An 18,052-nucleotide genomic window follows, 5' to 3' on the forward strand; every position below is an offset into this window, starting at 1 on the left:
CGCCCTCACACCGTCTCGATCAACATCGCACCGCCGAGGCCGCCGCCGATACATTCGGTGGCGATGCCGCGCCTGGTGCCGAGCCGCTTCATCGCGTTCACAAGATGCAGCACGATGCGGTTGCCGGAGGTGCCGACGGGATGGCCGAGGCTGATGGCGCCCCCATCGACATTCAGCTTCGCACGATCGATCTCACCGGCCGCACCGTCGAGACCGAGCACCTCGCGGCAGAATTTTTCGTCTTTCCAGGCAGCGAGACAGCCGAGGACCTGCGTGGCGAAGGCTTCGTTCAATTCCCAGGTCTCGATGTCGTGAATCGTCATGTTATTGCGCTTCAACAAATCGTTCGACGATAACACCGGGCCGAGCCCCATGATCGACGGATCGAGCGCCGACCACTGGCTGTCGAGGATGACGGCCTTCGGCGTCAGCCTGTGCTTCGCCACGGCATCTTCGGAGGCGAGGATCACCCAGGATGCGCCATCGGTGATCTGCGAGGAGTTGCCGGCGGTGACTTGGCCCCATGGACGCTCGAAGACCGGCTTCAACATCGCCAGCTTGTCGGCTGACGAGTCCGGACGCACACCATCATCGTGATCGTAGAAATTGCCCTTGCGATCGAAGGCTGTCTCGACCTCGCCCTTCAGCCAGCCCTGCTCCTGCGCATAGGCGAGGCGCTTGTGACTTTCGACGGCATAGGCATCGGCCTGTGCGCGCGTGATGCCGAACAGATGCCCGACCTTTTCGGCGGTCTGGCCCATATTGAGGTCGGTGATCGGATCGGTGAGACCGCGCTCGAGGCCGATGACCGGCTTGAAGTATGCCGGCCGTGCCTTGGCGAATGCGGCGAGCTTGGCGAGCGGGCCCTTGGCCATGGCCAGACCGGCGAACCAGCGCACGCCGTTCTGCGGCCAGACCAGCGGCGCGTGGCTGAGCGCTTCGGCACCGCCGGCGAGGATCAAATCGGCATTCCCCTCACGGATGTAGTGATACCCGGTGTCGATCGACTGCATGCCGGAGCCGCAATTGATCTGCACGGTGAAGGCCACCATCGCCTCGCCCATGCCGAGCCGAAGCGCAGCGACGCGCGCGGGATTCATCTCGTCGGCGATGACATTGACGCAGCCGAGGATCACCTGATCGAAGGCGTTTGGTGCAAATGGCTGCCGTGCCAGCAGCGGGCGGCCACATTGAACGGCAAGATCGACAGGAGTGAACGGGCCGGGACCGCTGCGCGCCTTGAGGAACGGCGTCCGGCTGCCGTCGACGATATAGACTGGTCTTGCCATCAGCTTGCTGCCCGCTGCTCACCAAGGTCCTGAAAGAACTGGTGCACGTTATCGGACTTCTTATAGCCCGGCGACAGCTCCTGCGGCGCGAAGTGATCGACCTCGATCACCAGCTTGACGGCTTCCTGTGCGGCGGCGAGCTTCTCGCCCTCGGCCTGGGTAATCACGCCCTGTGTCACTGCATCTTTCCAGTTCTTCAGCTTCGCCGTGCGGATGCGCTTGGCAATATCGTCACTCGATGTCACCAGTTTGAACGCCTTTTCCAACCGCGCCAGTCCGCGATCGTCATCGATATGCGACAGATCAGGCGTCAGACGATCGCGCGTCGCCGACGGCTCCAGGATCATCTGCGCGCAGCGATGCACGACGCGATCCGAAGGCCCGAGCACCGATGCACCATATGGCTGCACGATGAATTTGAGGATGCCGGCGACAAAGCGATTCGGCAGATTGGCCAGAATCTCCGCAAAGCGGTTCTCAATCGTCTTGAATCCGGATGCCATGCACCATTCAAGCGCCGGCAGATCCTCCTGCTGGCGGCCTTCGTCTTCCCAGCGTTTCAGCACCGCCGAGAGCAGATACAGCTCGGAGAGAATGTCGCCGAACCGCGCTGACAGCATTTCCTTGCGCTTCAACGCACCGCCCAGCGTCAGCAACGCCATGTCGGCGCAGAGCGCGAAAGCCGACGAATAGCGCGAGAGCTGGCGATAGAATTGCGTGGCATCGCCGGCATCCGGCGCCGGCGCGAATACGCCACCGGTCCAGCAGCGGCCCCAGGCGCGGAACAGCGTGGTGACGCTATGGCCGATATGTTTCCAGAACGCGGTATCAAATGCGTCGAGACCCTTCGCCTTGTCGGGATCGCCGAGCGCGTTCATTTCCTGCAACAAATAAGGATGCGCGCGGATGGCGCCCTGCCCGAACACGATGAGATTGCGCGTCAGGATATTGGCGCCCTCAACCGTGATGCCCACCGGCACCGCACGATAGAGATTGCCCATATAGTTCTGCGGGCCGTCGATGACGGCCTTGCCGCCATGAATGTCCATGGCGTCATCGATGACAAGACGCATGCGCTCGGTGGCATGCAGCTTCATGATGCCGGAGATAACCGCAGGGTGATGCCCCTGATTGAGTGCCGCCGAGGTCAGTCGCCGCGCGGCATCGAGCAGATAGGCCGTGCCGGCGATGCGCGCCAACGGCTCTTCGATGCCCTCGAACTTGCTGATCGAAATGTTGAACTGTTCGCGGATGCGCGCATAGGCTCCGGTGGTGCGCGCCACATAGGCAGCGCCTGCAGCGGACAGCGACGGCAGCGAAATGCCACGGCCGGCGGCGAGCGCCGACATCAGCATCTTCCAGCCCTGCCCCAGACGCTCCTGACCGCCGATGATGTAGTCGAGCGGGATGAAGACGTCGCGGCCCCAGTTCGGGCCGTTCTGAAACACCTGCATCGACGGCAGATGGCGCTGGCCGATCTCGACACCCGGCAGGTCGTGGGGAATCAACGCGACGGTGATGCCAAGCTCGTCCTGATTGCCGACCAGATGATCGGGGTCATAGGCCTTGAAAGCCAGACCGATCAACGTCGCGACGGGACCCAGCGTGATGTAGCGCTTGTGCCAGTTGAGACGCAGGCCGAGCACTTCGCGACCCTCGAAGGTGCCCTTGCAGATCACGCCGCTGTCGATCATCGACGCGGCGTCGGAGCCGGCTTCGGGGCTGGTGAGGCCGAAACAGGGAATATCGCGACCATCGGCGAGACGCGGCAGCCAGCGCTGGCGCTGTTCGTCGGTGCCGAATTTCATCAAGAGTTCGCCGGGGCCGAGCGAGTTCGGCACCATCACGGTAACGGCGGCAACCACCGAACGCGACGAAATCTTCCGGACCACTTCGGAATGCGCGTAGGGCGAGAATCCGAGACCGCCATAGTCCTTCGGAATGATCATGCCGAAGAATTTCTCGCGCTTGATGAAGTCCCAGATCTCGGGCGGCAGGTCGCGCAATTCCCAATTGATCTTCCAGTCGTCGATCATCTCGCAGAGACGATCCACCGGACCCGTCATGAAGGCTTGTTCTTCATCCGTCAGCGTCGCCGGCTTCACCGCCAGCAGCTTGGCCCAGTCCGGATTGCCGGTAAACAGGTCCGCATCCCACCAGACGTCGCCGGCTTCCAGCGCCTCGCGCTCGGTGTCCGACATCTTCGGCAGCACGCCCTTGGCCCAGCCGAAGATCGGCTTGGTGAGATAATCGCGGCGCAAGCTGGACGAGCTCATGGAGGCTTCCTCTCGATCGAGGCGACCAGCGGTCCGGGCGGACTGCGGGCGCCAAAAGGCAGACGCTCTTGGCAGGATGTTGTCGGTGTCACCTTAGCTTTCGCATTGATATTCAAGCGAAATTTGACAGCATCGAGCCATCATTAACGACAGGATACCGCAACGGTTCCCGAAAGGCGATTTCTCGCCGCGTGACCAGTGGTCGCGCGGCCAAAACGCCGGAAGAAGAGCCAGCCTCAGTCCGGGCGGGCCATCTCGAACATGGCGTCCTGCTTGATGTGGAAGTAATCGCCGCGGCGGCCGGCGCGCAGGATCGGGCCGGCGAGCGCGGTCTGGTACACGCCATCCACGATCAGGGTCTTGTCGATATGCACGGCAACGACTTCACCCATGGTGAGGAAGGCATTGGCCGGGGCACCGTTCGCGCCCTTGAGCTCGATGATCTGGCTCACCTTGCATTCGAAAGCGACGCGGGCTTCGCCGACCCGTGGCACATTGACAAGCTTGCTCGGCACCGGCGTCAGACCGGCAAGCTCGAATTCATCGACTTCCGGGCCAACACTCGCGGCCGTAGCGTTCATCTGCTTGGCCAGATCCATGGTGGCCAAGTTCCAGACAAATTCCTTCGTCGCCTGCATGTTGCGGGCGGAGTCCTTGATCCCGATGCTGGAGAAGCCGATCAGCGGCGGGGTGTAATTAAAGGCGTTGAAGAAGCTGTAGGGCGCCAGATTGACGCGGCCATTGGCGTCCCGGGAGGAGACCCACCCGATCGGGCGCGGACCGATGATGGCATTGAAGGGATCGTGCTTGAGGCCGTGGCCGTTGACGGGCTCGTAGGAATGCAGATCGAATGCGGTCACGCGGAAGATCCCCTAAATTGACGTCAGGAAGATCGTCTAGCCCCGCGGCGCCAACCCGGCAAGAACGAAGTCGATCATCTGGTCCAGAGTCGGGCCGGGCTTGGTCGCGCATTGCGCGATCATCTGCGGGTGAAAGAACCGCATCATGGCGGTGCAGGCGCACATGGCTGCCAATTCGACGTCGGGGGCGTAAAACTCACCTTTGGCAGCGCCATCCGCGATGACGCCGCCGATGGTCACGGTGATCCGCTCCATATGGGCGGTGCAGACATCCCAACTCTCTTCCATGGCGATGGCGACCATCTCATGCAGCTTGGCATCGCCAACATAGCGCTCGGCATTCATCTCATGGATCGACGTCAGCAGTTCGCGGAGCCGTGCGGCGGCCGGCTGCGGATTTTCAGCAATCGCTCCTGCGGCCTCTTCAACTTCCCCCATCAGCCGCTGCGCCACGGCCGAAATGATAGACTTCTTCGAATCGAAGAAGCGATAGACATTGGCCGGCGACATCCGCAGCACCTTGGCGATATCAGCCACGGTGGTCTTCTGGTAGCCGATTTCACGAAACAGCTTTTCCGCGACCACAACGATGCGGCCTCGCATATCGGCTTCGACGTGTTCAGAAATCAGAGTCATCTCGGATAACAGTCTTCAGCTATTCGGCAGCAAGCGGAAAGGCCTGCTTCTTGTCGTGATGGTGCGGTGCGTGATGATCCACCTCCTCACCCGATCCGCGTTCATCCAGGCTCTTGCGAAACCATAGGGCATAGAGACCCGGGAGATACAACAACGTCAAGAACGTCGCCACAAACAATCCACCCATGATGGTGACCGCCATCGGGCCCCAGAAGGCCGAGCGCGACAGCGGGATCATCGCCAGAATGGCCGCCAGCGCCGTCAGGATAACCGGACGCGCACGGCGCACGGTCGCCTCGACGATGGCTTCGCGGCGGGTAAGGCCGTGCTGCACGTCGGTTTCGATCTGATCCACCAGAATGACGGCGTTACGCATGATCATACCCGCCAGCGCGATCAGGCCGAGCAGCGCCACGAAGCCGAACGGCTTGTTGGCAACGTTCAGGGCCAGCGAGGCGCCGACGATGCCGAGCGGCGCCGTCAGGAACACCAGGATCAGGCGCGAGAAGCTCTGCAACTGCACCATCAGCAGCGTCAGCATGATGATCATCATTAGCGGAAACAGCACGGCGATCGAGGCATTGCCCTTGCTGGATTCCTCCACCGCACCGCCAATCTCGATGCGATAGGCGGGCTCCAGGCTGTCGCGGATCTGCTGCAGTTGCGGCCAGATCTGGTTGGTGACATCCGGCGGCTGCACGCCATCAATAACGTCACCACGCACGGTGATCGCCATGTCGCGGTTGCGGCGCCAGAGGATCGGCTCCTCATGGGCATATTCGATCTTCGCCACCTGCGACAGCGGCACCGGAACGCCATTGCGCGAGATGATGGTAAGATCGCCTACGCGGCCGAGATCGAGGCGTTCCGACGGAACAGCACGGGCGACGACGCCAACCTTCTCGATGCCGTCACGGACGGTGGTGACCGACGCGCCGGAGATCAGCATCGCCAGGGATTGTGACAATTCCTGCGGCGTCAGGCCGAGAGCACGGGCTCGGTCCTGGTCGACCACCAGCTTGAGGGACGGCGTCTGCTCGTTCCAGTCGAGCTGCGGATCGACCATGTTCTTGTTGGCGCGCATCACCTCGCGCACTCTGTAGGCGATATCGCGCACGGTCGCCGTGTCCGGCCCGATGACGCGGAACTGGACGGGGAAGCCAACCGGCGGACCGAAATTGAACCGATCGACGCGCACGCGGGCTTCCGGCAACTGGCCCTCGGCCACGGCCTTCTCGATCTTGGCCTTGATGCGCTCACGTGCCTCGACGTCCTTCGACACGATCACGATTTCGGCGAAGGCTTCATTCGGGAGCTGTGGGTTGAGGCCGAGCCAGAAGCGCGGCGAACCGCGGCCCACATAGGCCGTGTAAGTGGAGATGTCCTTGTCGTCCTTGAGCAGCTTCTCGGCGTCCTTGACAGCCTTTTCGGTGACGTCGAACGCCGTGCCTTCCGGCAGGCGAAGCTGGAAGAACAGTTCGGGACGTTCCGAAAGCGGGAAGAACTGCTGCTGGACGTGGCCAAAGCCGACGATGGCGGCGACGAAGATACCGACAGTGGCAGCCACGACCTTGATGCGATGCGTGACACACCACTGCACGACGCTGCGGAGACCACGATAGATGCGCGTCTCGTAAACCGCATGCGGATCGTGATGGGCGCTACCGTGGGCGGCCAGGTTCGGCAGCAGCTTGACGCCGATATACGGCGTGAAGATCACCGCAACGAACCATGAGGCGATCAGTGCAATCGCGACCACCCAGAAGATGCCACCGGCATATTCGCCGACTGCGGAATTAGCGAAGCCGATCGGCAGGAAGCCGACGGCCGTGATCAGCGTGCCCGTGAGCATCGGAAACGCCGTGGACTCCCAGGCGAAAGATGCCGCGCGCACGCGGTCCCAGCCCTGTTCCATTTTCACCACCATCATCTCGACCGCGATGATCGCGTCGTCGACCAAGAGGCCGAGCGCGATGATCAGCGCCCCGAGCGTGATGCGATGCAGGTCCATCCCCATCGCATTCATGACCATGAAGACGATACCGAGTACCAGCGGCACCGACAGCGCCACCACGATTCCGGTACGCCAGCCGAGCGCCAAGAAGCTGACGAACAGCACGATCGCGAGCGCCTCAATGAACGAGTGCGTGAACTCGCCGACGGCATGTTCGACCACCAGCGGCTGATCGGCGATCTGTTCGACATTGATGCCCTGCGGGACGGCGGCCATGAACTCGTTCTTGGCCTTGTCGACATCCTTGCCGAGTTCGAGAATGTTGGCGCCGTTGGCCGTCACCACGCCGATGCCAAGTGCGTATTGGCCCTTCTGCCGGACCTTGAAATCCGGCGGATCGACGAAGCCGTGGCTCACGGTCGCGATATCGCCGAGTCGGAACGTCCGTCCGTTGCTCTCGACCGGTGTTTCCGCCACGGTCTTCACGCCGTCGAGCGCACCGGTAACGCGCAGCGGCACGCGCTGCGACGAGGTTTCCACCGTACCAGCCGGCTGGATCGCATTCTGTTTGGCGAGCGAGTCGAACAGCGTCTGTGGCGTAATGCCGAGCGTCGCCAGCTTGGCATGGGAAAACTCGACGAAGATGCGTTCGTCCTGGGTGCCGTAGAGATTGACCTTGGTAACGCCCTTCACCTTCAACAGGCGCTGACGCAGGCCTTCGGCAACCTTCTTCAACTGTGCGAAGTCCGCGCCCTCGCCGGTCATCATGTAGAGAATGGAATCGACGTCGCTGAATTCGTCATTGACCGATGGCCCGACCAGATTGGCGGGCAGACTGCCCTGCACGTCGGCGAGCTTCTTGCGCAACAGATAGAACAGGAACGGCACGTCCTTGGCCGGCGCGTTGTCCTTGAACGTGACCTGCAGCGCCGTGAAGTTCGGCTTCGAATAGGTCTGCACCTTGTCGAAGTAAGGCAGCTCCTGCATCTTTTTCTCGATGGGATCTGCAACCTGCTCCTGCATTTCCTTGGCCGTCGCACCCGGCCAGATCGCCGTGACGTTGACCACCTTCACCGTGAAGGACGGATCTTCGGCGCGGCCAAGCTTCTCGTAAGAGATGAAGCCGCCAACACCGAGCGCGATAATCAGAAACAGGATCAGCGCGGGATGAGCGACGGCCCAGGCGGAGAGGTTGAAGCGATGCATTGGCTTCGTCCTTTGAATGCGGGTGTCTTAAAACGACAATGCGGAGACGACGTGGACCTTCAGCGCGGGGTCGAGCTTCTGCACCCCAAGCGTCACAACCTTGGCACCTTCATCAACGCCACCTGAGATGATGACGTCGTTGCTCTCATAGGACTTCACCTTGACCGGCTGCAGCGCGACGTCGCCCGATGCGCTCACGACGTAGAGCGACGGGGTGTTGCCCTGGCTGAACAGTGCCGAGAGCGGCACGCGCGCAACGCGTTCGGTGGCGGGATCTGAGAGCGTCAGCGTCGCCGTCATGCCGAGCGACACCTTGTCGTCGGCCTCGGGCAGCGAGAACTTGGCGAGATAGGTGCGCGTCGCGGTGTCGGCGTTGGGCGCGAGTTCACGCAGCTTGGCAGCATATTGCTTGCCGGGCTCGGACCACAGCGTCACGCTGGCCTTGCCTTCCTTGGCACGGCCAACCAGCGTTTCCGGAACGGAGACGACCGCCTCCTTCTCGCCGAAACGGGCGACGCGTATGGCGGCCTGGCCGGCGGCCACGACTTGGCCCGCATCGACCAGCGTTGCCGTGACAACACCGCGGGTATCAGCAATCAGCGTTGCATAAGAGAGGCTATTCTTGGTGAGTTCGACCGAGCGCTCGGCGCGGTTGAGGCGGGCACGGGCTTCATCGCCGGCGGCTTTGGCCTGATCGAGCTGCGCCTGGGTGGACCAACCCTTGCTGCGCAGTTCGGTGGCGCGACCTTCGGCGGCGCTGGCATTGGCCAGTACGCCCGTGGAGGCATTGAGTTCGGCGACGGCCTGCTCGGCCTGCAGCTTCAGATCTACTTCATCGAGGGTGGCCAGCGGCTGGCCGATCTCGACGGTCTGGCCGACCTCCACGAGACGCTTGGCGACCTTGCCGGGGACCCGGAAGCCCATATCGGTCTCGATCCGCGGGCGGATGGTGCCGACAAAACTGCGCTGCGGCGATTCCGGCTCGTAATGCACGGTCGCGACCAGCACGGGCCGGGTCGGCTTTGCTTCCGCCTCGGTTTTCTTGCCGCATCCGGCCAGAGCAAGGACCGGGATCAGCAAAAGCGCGGCGGCGAATGGCTTGCGGAAAGCGCTGACATGGGTATGGCCGGGCATCACGAGGCGTCCTTCGAATGACTGTTCGAAAGAAACCTAGGCGTGATCACTGACGAATGTCAATATTCGTCAGTGATCACGATTTCGCCAGATTGCCGCACCGCATCCCTGCCTTATTTCGCCCGCGCCGGTTTGCCGGCAGCTGTAAACTCCGTTGCCGTCCCGTGATTGCCGACCAGCACTAGGATACCAGCCACCAGCGGCATGACCGCCAGGACCAGAAGCCCGGTCGAGGTACTGCCCGTCAGCTCCTTAACCCAGCCGATCAGATAGGGACCGCCGAAGCCGGCGAGGTTGCCGATCGAATTGATCAGCGCGATGGCGCCAGCAGCGGCGGTGCCGCTCAGCCACGCAGTCGGCAACGTCCAGAACAAGGCGAAGGTGCAGAACACGCCGATCGCCGCGACCGTCAGTGCGACCATGGTCAGCGTCGGATTGATCGAGATGCCGGACAGCGCGAGCGCCACGGCGGTCAGCAGCAGCGGCAGACCGACATGCCAGACGCGCTCGCGGGTCCGATCGGAATGCTGCGCCCACAACACCATGGTAATGGAGCCGAACAGATAGGGGATCGCGGTGACAAAGCCGGTCTGCAGATTGGTGAAGCCGAACGCCTTCACGATCTGCGGCAACCAGAACTGCATGCCATAGAGCGCGCCAACGAAGCCGAAATAGATCACGCTCAGCATCAACACCTTCGGCGACGACAGCGCCTGCCCCAGCGTCATGCCGTGGGCGCTCTCCTTGGCGAGGCGCTCGGCTTCAAGCTTGTCGGACAGCCACATCTTCTGGTCGGGCGTCAGCCATTCGGCCTTTTCAGGCTTGTCGGTGAGATAGAACCAGGTGACAACCCCGAGAATGACCGACGGAATGCCTTCGATGATGAACAGCCACTGCCAGCCCCTCAGGCCCATGACACCGTCGAGCCCCAGCAACATGCCAGAGATCGGCGCGCCGATGACGGTGGAGACGGGAACCGCGATGGCGAAAGCGGCGAGGAAGCGCGCGCGATATTCGGCTGGGTACCAGTAAGTCAGATAGAGAATGATACCGGGGAAGAAACCAGCCTCGGCGACACCGAGCAGGAAGCGCAGCGTGTAGAAGCTCCACGGGCCACTGACGATCGCCATCAGCGCGGAGAGGATGCCCCAGCTCACCATGATGCGAGCGATCCAGCGACTGGCACCGAATTTCTCCAGCGCGATATTGCTGGGAACCTCAAAAATGAAATAGCCGATGAAGAAGATGCCCGCGCCCCACGCGAAGACCGTCGGCGAGAAATTCAGTTCGGCATTCATGGTGAGTGCTGCGAAGCCGAGATTGACCCGGTCGAGATAGGCCAGGAAATAAGCCAGCACCAGAAACGGGATCAGCCGCCACGAAATGGCACGGATGGTCGAGGTTTCGATGTCGGATTTTGCGCTGCGCGTGGCGCGCGCGCCGACGGCGGTCTGGCTCATGGTTCACTCCCGGCGATGTATTGTCGGCGACGGCCTCTGCGGGCCGCGCTGTCATGTCGCACGGTTTAGCGAAAGAGCCGGGGAGCGGCAATGTCTGTGCAGAGCAGCAATCAGCTCAGCGCAGCACTTGCGTGAACAGCACCTGCGCAAAGCGCTCGATCGGCGCCGGGCTGCGCTCGGCTTTCGACAGCAGGTTGGCCCCCTGCAGCGACGAGACGATGAAACCCGCAACCTCCGCGCACTCGAAGTCGGCCGGCAGCTCGCCGGCTTTCACCGCAGAGGTCAGGCATTCGGCAATACTCTGCTGAACATCGGCAAAGATCGTCACCAGCCGGTCGCGAATGAGATCGCTGTGGTCGCTCGCTTCGGCTGTGAAATTGCCGAACAGGCAACCATTGCACATCTGGTCTTCGGTCAGCCGGGCGATGTTGGCGTCGATATAGGCGCGCAGCCGCGCCAGCGGTGACAGGCCCTCATTGCGCAGCGTCTGCGCCATCAACTCGCGGCCTTTCGCGAAATAGAGATCGATGATCTCGAGGCCGAATTCTTCCTTGGAGGTGAAGTGATTGGTGAAGGTGCCCTGCGGCACGCCGGCGGCATGCACGATGTCGCGAACGCTGGCCCCCGCATAGCCGCGCGCATGCACGACCTTCAGTCCTGCGGTGAGAATCCTGTCGCGATTCGAGAGCTTCGCCATAGGCTTAATATGGCTGCGCCGGACGCCGGATCAAGCGACCGCCGCGCATAGCCACAAGGCGTTCGGCCCCTTTTTGCTACTCTGGCCTTTGGATCTAGCCCTGCCCGTAGCGCCGGGCCGCCTCGACAGTCAGGCCCTTGCCGACGGCCCCGAACGTATCGCCATCGATGGCCCGGGCGACCGGTAGCGCCGCCGTGATCGCCTTGCGGACATGAGCGAGCTGCACCGAACCGCCGGTCAGGAAGACCGCATCGATCGCTTCGGGCTTCAGCCCGGCCTGGGTCAGGCAGATCTTGATCCGCGCGGTGATCCGATCGGCGAGCAACTGGGTATGGCTGACGAGTTCCTTGCGGACGACGCCCGCGGCAAGGCCCGGCTCGATCCAGTCCAGCGCGATGCTCGACTTCGGCTTGTCGGACAGGCCGATCTTGGCACCCTCGACTTCCATCGCCAGCGTATGGCCGCGCTGTTCGTCCAATACGCGTACGAGACGGTCCAGCAGCTCCGGCTGCTGCGCCTCGTAGCGCACCTGTTTCACCTCATTCATGACCTTGGAATCGTACATCCGGTTGATGCTCGACCAGGTGGCCAGATCGTGGAAATAGCCCGACGGCACATCAAGCCCGGCGCGCTTCATCGCCGAACGATAGCCGAGGAGCGGCATGATCACGCCGAGACTGAGATGCCGGTCGAAATCGGTACCGCCGATCCGCACGCCGTCATTGGCGAGGATGTCGTCCTTGCGGTCGGCATGACGATGCCGCTCGGGCGACAGCCGCACGATGGAGAAATCCGACGTGCCGCCGCCGATATCGGCGATCAGCGCGATCTCCTCCGAATTGATCTCGCGCTCGTAATCCAGCGCCGCCGCGATCGGTTCGAACTGGAACGTGACGTCCTCGAAGCCGACGTCTTTCGCGATGGTGCGTAACGTGTCTTCGGCCTTGGCATCGCCGGCGGGATTGTCATCGACGAAATGCACCGGCCGGCCGTGCACAACCTTGCGGAGTTCCAGCCCGGTGGTCGCTTCTGCCCGTCGCTTCACCGCACCGAGATAATAGGCGATGACATTGCGGAAGCTGACGCGTTCGCGGCCGACGCGTGTCGTCTCGTCGATCAGCGAGGTGCCGAGCACGGATTTGAGGCTGCGCATCAGGCGGCCAGGCGCGCCCTCGACGTAGGCTTCGATCGCCTTGCGGCCGATGAAGGCGCCAGTATCGGCCTTGTAAAAGATCGCACTCGGAATTGTGACATGATGGTCTTCGAGCGCCGCCAGCACCGGGACATCATTGATGACCGTGCCGAGCGTCGTGTTCGACGTGCCAAAATCCAGACCACAAACCGACATTTCCGCTCCCGAAAGGAACGTCCGTCTACACAGTTCGCAAGCCGCGATCCAGCGTTATATTTTTGCACAGCCGCACTGTCCGGAAGCGCTTAAAACACTGGAATTTTCGAAGCAAAACAACGCGATCCACGGAACAATCGACTACATGCAGAAGGGTTGATGAATCGTGCGGCATCGGTCCATAAGCGTTTTGCGACGGCGGTATGACCCGCCATGGAATTTCGAAGGAATCTCTACGCGTGGCAAACATCAATCAGAAGATCGCAGACGAACTTGGCGTACGCGAACAGCAGGTCGCGGCAACGGTCGAACTGCTCAACGGCGGCGCGACGGTGCCCTTCGTTGCGCGTTACCGCAAGGAAATCACCGGCGGTCTCGATGACGCACAACTGCGCACGCTGGAAGAACGTCTGACCTATCTGCGCGAACTCGAAGAACGCCGTCTCGTTATTCTGGAATCGGTGCGCGAACAGGGCAAGCTCGATGCCACGCTGGAAGCGGCGATCATGACGGCCGATACCAAGGGTCGTCTCGAAGACATCTACCTGCCGTTCAAGCCGAAGCGCCGCACCAAGGCCGAGATCGCCAAGGAAGCCGGCCTTGAACCGCTGTCGGAATTGCTGCTCACCGAGCCGCAAAACGATCCGAAGAAAGTCGCCGAAGCTTTCGTCAATGCGGAGAAGAACGTCGCCGATGTTGCTGCTGCACTCGACGGCGCACGGGCCATTCTCGTCGAGCGTTTCGCCGAGGATGCCGATCTGATCGGCGCACTGCGCGAGCAGATGTGGTCGAACGGACTGATGGCGTCAAAGGTCCGCGACGGCAAGAAGACCGAAGGCGAGAAGTTCAAGGACTATTTCGAATTCAGCGAGCCGCTGCACAAGCTGCCGTCGCATCGCATCCTCGCCCTGTTCCGCGGCGAGAAGGAAGAGATCCTCGATCTGGCTATGCAGCCCGAGCCGGTGCCGGCCACGCCTGCTCCCACAACCACGCCCAGCTCCTATGAGCTGAAGATCATGCAGCGCTTCGGCGTTTCCGATCAGGGGCGCCCCGGCGACAAGTGGCTGGTGGAAACCACACGCTGGGCCTGGCGGACGAAGATTCAGGTGCATCTCAATATCGATCTTCGCATGCGACTGTGGACCGCCGCCGAAGAAGAGGGCGTCCGTGTCTTCGCGTCGAACCTCCGCGATCTTCTGCTTGCCGCGCCTGCCGGCGCGCGCGTCACCATGGGGCTCGATCCAGGCTATCGCTCGGGTGTGAAGACCGCGATCGTCGATGCCACCGGCAAGGTCGTCGCAACCACCACGATCTATCCGCACGAGCCTCAGCGCGCATGGGATGCATCGCTGGCGATCCTCGGCAAGCTCGCCGTACAGCACAAGGTCGACCTGATCGCGATCGGCAACGGCACCGCCTCGCGCGAGACCGACAAGCTGGCGACAGAGCTGGTGAAACTGCTGCCGGACCTCAAGATGTCAAAGATCGTGGTGTCGGAAGCCGGCGCGTCGGTCTATTCGGCATCGGCCTTTGCCTCTGAAGAACTGCCCGAACTCGACGTGACGCTACGCGGCGCGGTGTCGATTGCGCGCCGCCTGCAGGATCCGCTCGCTGAACTGGTGAAGATCGATCCGAAGGCGATCGGCGTCGGCCAGTACCAGCACGATCTCGGCGAGAGCAAGCTGGCGAAGTCGCTTGATGCCGTGGTGGAAGACTGCGTGAACGGCGTCGGCGTCGATCTCAACACCGCATCCGCCCCGCTGCTGGCACGCGTGTCGGGCATCGGCACGGGTCTGGCGCAGAGCATCGTGCAGCACCGCGACGCCAACGGCCCGTTCAAGTCACGCAAGGCGCTGAAAGACGTGCCACGATTGGGTCCGAAGGCGTTCGAACAATGCGCCGGCTTCCTGCGCATCAATGATGGCGAGGACCCGCTCGACAAATCCGGCGTGCACCCGGAAGCCTATCCGCTGGTGCGCAAGATTCTCGAAGCCACCAAGAGCGACATCAAGGCGCTGATTGGCAATGCCGAGATCCTGCGCAAGGTGCAGCCGAAGACCTTTGTCGACGACACGTTCGGCCTGCCGACCGTCACCGACATCCTGAAAGAACTCGAAAAGCCCGGCCGCGACCCCCGTCCCGCCTTCAAGGCTGCGGTGTTCATGGAAGGCGTCGAGAAGCTCAGCGACCTCAAGCCCGGCATGGTGCTCGAAGGCACGGTGACCAACGTCGCTGCCTTCGGCGCCTTCGTCGATATCGGCGTGCACCAGGATGGCCTGGTGCACATCTCGGCGATGTCGAAGACCTTCATCAAGGATCCGCGCGAAGTCGTGAAGTCGGGCGACATCGTCAAGGTGAAGGTGCTGGAGGTCGAGGTCGCCCGCAAGCGCATCGCGCTGACGCTACGCATGGATGATCCTGTCGGCGCCAAGGCCGACCGTCCACAGGCCGATCGCGGCCCACGCTTCAACGAACGCCAGATGACGTCACGCGGACCGGCCAAGCAAGAAAGCAGCGGCGGCGGTGCGTTTGCCGAGGCGCTGCGCCGCGCCGCCGAAAAGGGCGCGGGAAAAGCGAAGTAACAGAAACGCAGACCTCACCCGATGTCGTCCCCGCCATCGCGGGGACGACATCGGAGCTAGGGCTGCTAGAACTTCCCCAATTCCGCAGCCAGCTGCAGAATATCCTCATCGCAGTCCCGTCCGCCCATGATCGACAGGCCGATCGGGCAATCGTCAAGCCTGGCGACAGGCAATGACACCTGCGGCGTACCGGCATGGCCGGACACACAGAGCAGTTCAATGGCGCGGGCACGGAACACATCGAGCGTCGCATCCGGCGTGCCGCGCAGCGGCGCGATGCCGGGCGCCGTCGGCAGCAACATGACTGTATCGGCAGGCAGCAGCGACAGAACCCTTTCGACAATCGCCTTGCGCATCGCGCGCGCAGCGGTGATCTCGGCCGGATCGAGGACGGCAGCAGCCGCGAAGCGTTCCTTCACGCCGGGACCGAGCTTCGGCTGTGTCGCCTTGATCCATTCGCCTTGCGCCGCCCAGGCTTCTTCCGACTGCACCACGCGGAACGTATTGCGCCAGGCGTTGAGTTCGCCGCCCGCGACATTCACCTCTTCGCTCGCGCCAACGAGCGCCTTGATGCGATCGACCGATGGCTGCAGCAGGTTGCGAACCTTCTCATCGACCGCGCCGAACAGATCACTTGCGATCAGAACTTTCTTCGGCCGGCGCGGCACGCGTGATTTATCGAGCAGCACCTTGCCGACCTCGACCATCAATTCGGGCGAGCGTGCAAACCAGCCAACGGTGTCATAACTCGGCGCCAACGGCACCGCGCCATCGAGCGGGATACGGCCGTGCGTGGTGCGAATGCCATAGACGCCGCAATAGCTGGCGGGCAGACGCACCGAGCCGCCGGTGTCGGAACCGATGGCGAAATCGACGAGACCACCGGCGGTCGCCGCGGCCGAACCGCTGGACGAACCACCGGGAATACGGCCGGGCGCAGCCGGATTGATCGGCGTGCCGTAATGCGCGTTCTCGCCGTTCAGGCTCCAGGCCAGCTCATCCGTGTGCGTCTTGCCGACGAGTTTCGCGCCGGCGTTCAACAAGCGATCGACAATCGGTGTCGACTTGGTCGGCACCGGATGCGTCGCCAACCATTCCGGGCTGCCGGCGCCAGTGGGCACATTGGCGAGGTCAAAGAAATCCTTCAGCGCGAAGATGAAACCCGCAAGAGGCCCCTCTGTCGTGGTCTGCACTTCGATGTGGCCGTGATCCACAAAGGCATTGAGCGTGTCATTGATCGGCATCGAAGTCTCCGTACGTAAATAGGGAAGCCCGCTTCAGACGGGCTTGAGCAGACTTGCAGCCGGTCTGATGAAAGTTCTGATCCCGTTCTTGAAACCGAACAGTGGCTGCGCGATCTCGCATACCGCCTCCGCCTTGGTCTCGCAATCGAGCGCCACGAAATCGGCGGGATTGCCGACCGCGATGTAGTAATGGGTCAGGTTGAGCAGTCTGGCCGATGCGGACGTCACAAGATCGAGACATCCAGCGAGGTCGTCGACTGCGCCGACCTGCAGCACATTGGCATAGAGATTGATCATGCGGATCAGCGAGACATCGCCGAATGGCGTGAATGGGTTCAGCACGTTGTTGGTGGAGATATTCGCGTTCACACCTAGCGCGCGCAGCTTATGTGCCGACGTCACGCCGCGCGGCACGTTGTGATCGCTGTCACGTCCCGTGAGGAACAGGTCGGTCGCTGGCAAGACCGTGACCGCGACGCCTGCATCGGCCAGTCGCTTTGCAGCCGCCGTGAAATCGGCGGGCGGCATCGCAGAGAGTTTCGTCGCATGGCCGATGGCCACACGACCGCCCCAGCCGATGGCCTCCGTCATGCGGCAGACTTCTTGGTAGTCGGAGCGCGAGGGATCGAGATCGAAGTCGAGATGGAAATCGATATCGACACCGAACTCCTGCGCAATGCCGAAGATCCTGGCGATCTGGCCGTTGGAATCCTTGTCGACATAAGGCACGCCGCCGATCAGATCGGCGCCCTCCCGCATCGCCTGCAGCAGCACGTCCTCGCAGCCGGGATCATCCAGCAGGCCCTCCTGCGGAAACACACAGAGCTGAAGATCGATCGCCCAGGCGTAGTCCTGCTTGAGTTTCTTCAGCGCGCGGAAACTGGTCAGACCGACACGCGGATCGACTTCCACATGAGTACGCATCCGGTTGGTCCCGTGGGTGATCGCCTTTTCGAGCGTCTGCGATGCCCGCGCATAGACATCCTCTTCGGTGAAGTCGCGCTTGGCCCTGGCAACTTCGCCGATCACTTCCTCCAGCGTACCGTTCGCGCAATTGCAGCGGCCAAGCAGACAGGACTTGTCGAGATGGATATGCGTCTCGACAAAACCCGGCACCAGCAGGCGTCCATGCAGGTTCTGCTCCGGCGCACCGTCTTTTGGCAGCCCGATCTCGATGGCCTCGAACCGCCCGCCGCGAATGCCGATATCCACCGGACCACCCGGCCGGTCGGCAATACGCGCGTTGCGCAGGATGAGGTCAAAACTCATGGAAAGGCTCCTGGAGATGCCCGCGGCGCGGCGCAGCGAAAGTCCATTCACGGGCAAGCAAGGCATATGCCAAGGCGCATGCGATCCTCTATCAGAT

Annotated in this window: 12 protein-coding genes; 1 reads left to right on the forward strand and 11 read right to left on the reverse strand. The window is 62.3% G+C overall.

The window, feature by feature from the left end; translation table 11 throughout:
- Window positions 1–5: 5 nt before the first annotated feature.
- The 9 genes from AB8A27_RS03020 to AB8A27_RS03060 all read right to left on the reverse strand — a co-directional run bounded on the left by AB8A27_RS03020 (window position 6) and on the right by AB8A27_RS03060 (window position 12,860).
- Window positions 6–1,289, reverse strand: coding sequence for an acetyl-CoA C-acetyltransferase (locus AB8A27_RS03020; RefSeq protein ID WP_441240614.1), 1,284 nt, complete (start codon window positions 1,287–1,289; stop codon window positions 6–8).
- Window positions 1,289–3,565, reverse strand: a complete 2,277-nt coding sequence (locus tag AB8A27_RS03025) for an acyl-CoA dehydrogenase (protein ID WP_441240615.1) — start codon at window positions 3,563–3,565, stop codon at window positions 1,289–1,291. The genes AB8A27_RS03020 and AB8A27_RS03025 overlap by 1 nt, the downstream gene beginning before the upstream one ends.
- Window positions 3,566–3,801: 236 nt before the next feature.
- The gene (locus AB8A27_RS03030; protein WP_441240616.1) at window positions 3,802–4,425 is read right to left on the reverse strand and encodes a flavin reductase family protein; all 624 of its coding nucleotides are present in this window, start codon (window positions 4,423–4,425) and stop codon (window positions 3,802–3,804) included.
- 36 nt (window positions 4,426–4,461) lie between these two features.
- Window positions 4,462–5,061, reverse strand: coding sequence for a TetR/AcrR family transcriptional regulator (locus AB8A27_RS03035; RefSeq protein WP_441240617.1), 600 nt, complete (start codon window positions 5,059–5,061; stop codon window positions 4,462–4,464).
- 19 nt (window positions 5,062–5,080) lie between these two features.
- Window positions 5,081–8,221, reverse strand: a complete 3,141-nt coding sequence (locus AB8A27_RS03040) for an efflux RND transporter permease subunit (protein WP_441240618.1) — start codon at window positions 8,219–8,221, stop codon at window positions 5,081–5,083.
- A 27-nt stretch (window positions 8,222–8,248) separates the two neighbouring features.
- A complete protein-coding gene (locus AB8A27_RS03045; RefSeq protein ID WP_441240619.1) occupies window positions 8,249–9,355 on the reverse strand; it encodes an efflux RND transporter periplasmic adaptor subunit in 1,107 nt (368 codons plus the stop codon).
- 113 nt (window positions 9,356–9,468) lie between these two features.
- Complete coding sequence (locus AB8A27_RS03050) at window positions 9,469–10,815, reverse strand: MFS transporter (protein WP_441240620.1); 1,347 nt, start codon at window positions 10,813–10,815, stop codon at window positions 9,469–9,471.
- 115 nt (window positions 10,816–10,930) lie between these two features.
- Window positions 10,931–11,512: a TetR/AcrR family transcriptional regulator gene (locus AB8A27_RS03055; RefSeq protein ID WP_092139756.1), complete on the reverse strand. Its 582-nt coding sequence runs from the start codon at window positions 11,510–11,512 to the stop codon at window positions 10,931–10,933.
- A gap of 94 nt (window positions 11,513–11,606) precedes the next feature.
- Window positions 11,607–12,860 (reverse strand): Hsp70 family protein, encoded by a 1,254-nt coding sequence (locus AB8A27_RS03060; RefSeq protein WP_441240621.1) that lies wholly within the window; start codon window positions 12,858–12,860, stop codon window positions 11,607–11,609.
- A gap of 239 nt (window positions 12,861–13,099) precedes the next feature.
- On the opposite strand from AB8A27_RS03060, the gene AB8A27_RS03065 reads away from it, so the two are divergent.
- Window positions 13,100–15,442 (forward strand): Tex family protein, encoded by a 2,343-nt coding sequence (locus tag AB8A27_RS03065; RefSeq protein WP_441240622.1) that lies wholly within the window; start codon window positions 13,100–13,102, stop codon window positions 15,440–15,442.
- A 65-nt stretch (window positions 15,443–15,507) separates the two neighbouring features.
- Here the strand turns inward: AB8A27_RS03065 and AB8A27_RS03070 are convergent, their stop codons facing one another.
- Both AB8A27_RS03070 and AB8A27_RS03075 read right to left on the reverse strand, forming a co-directional pair.
- On the reverse strand, window positions 15,508–16,686 hold the full coding sequence (locus tag AB8A27_RS03070; RefSeq protein WP_441240623.1) for an amidase: 1,179 nt from the start codon (window positions 16,684–16,686) through the stop codon (window positions 15,508–15,510).
- A 33-nt stretch (window positions 16,687–16,719) separates the two neighbouring features.
- Entirely contained in the window at window positions 16,720–17,955 is a 1,236-nt protein-coding gene (locus AB8A27_RS03075) for an amidohydrolase family protein (protein WP_441240624.1), read from the reverse strand.
- Between the last annotated feature and the right edge of the window lie 97 nt (window positions 17,956–18,052).

Source organism: Tardiphaga sp. 768_D3_N2_1 (genome assembly GCF_052076105.1).
Taxonomy (GTDB): Bacteria; Pseudomonadota; Alphaproteobacteria; order Rhizobiales; family Xanthobacteraceae; genus Tardiphaga.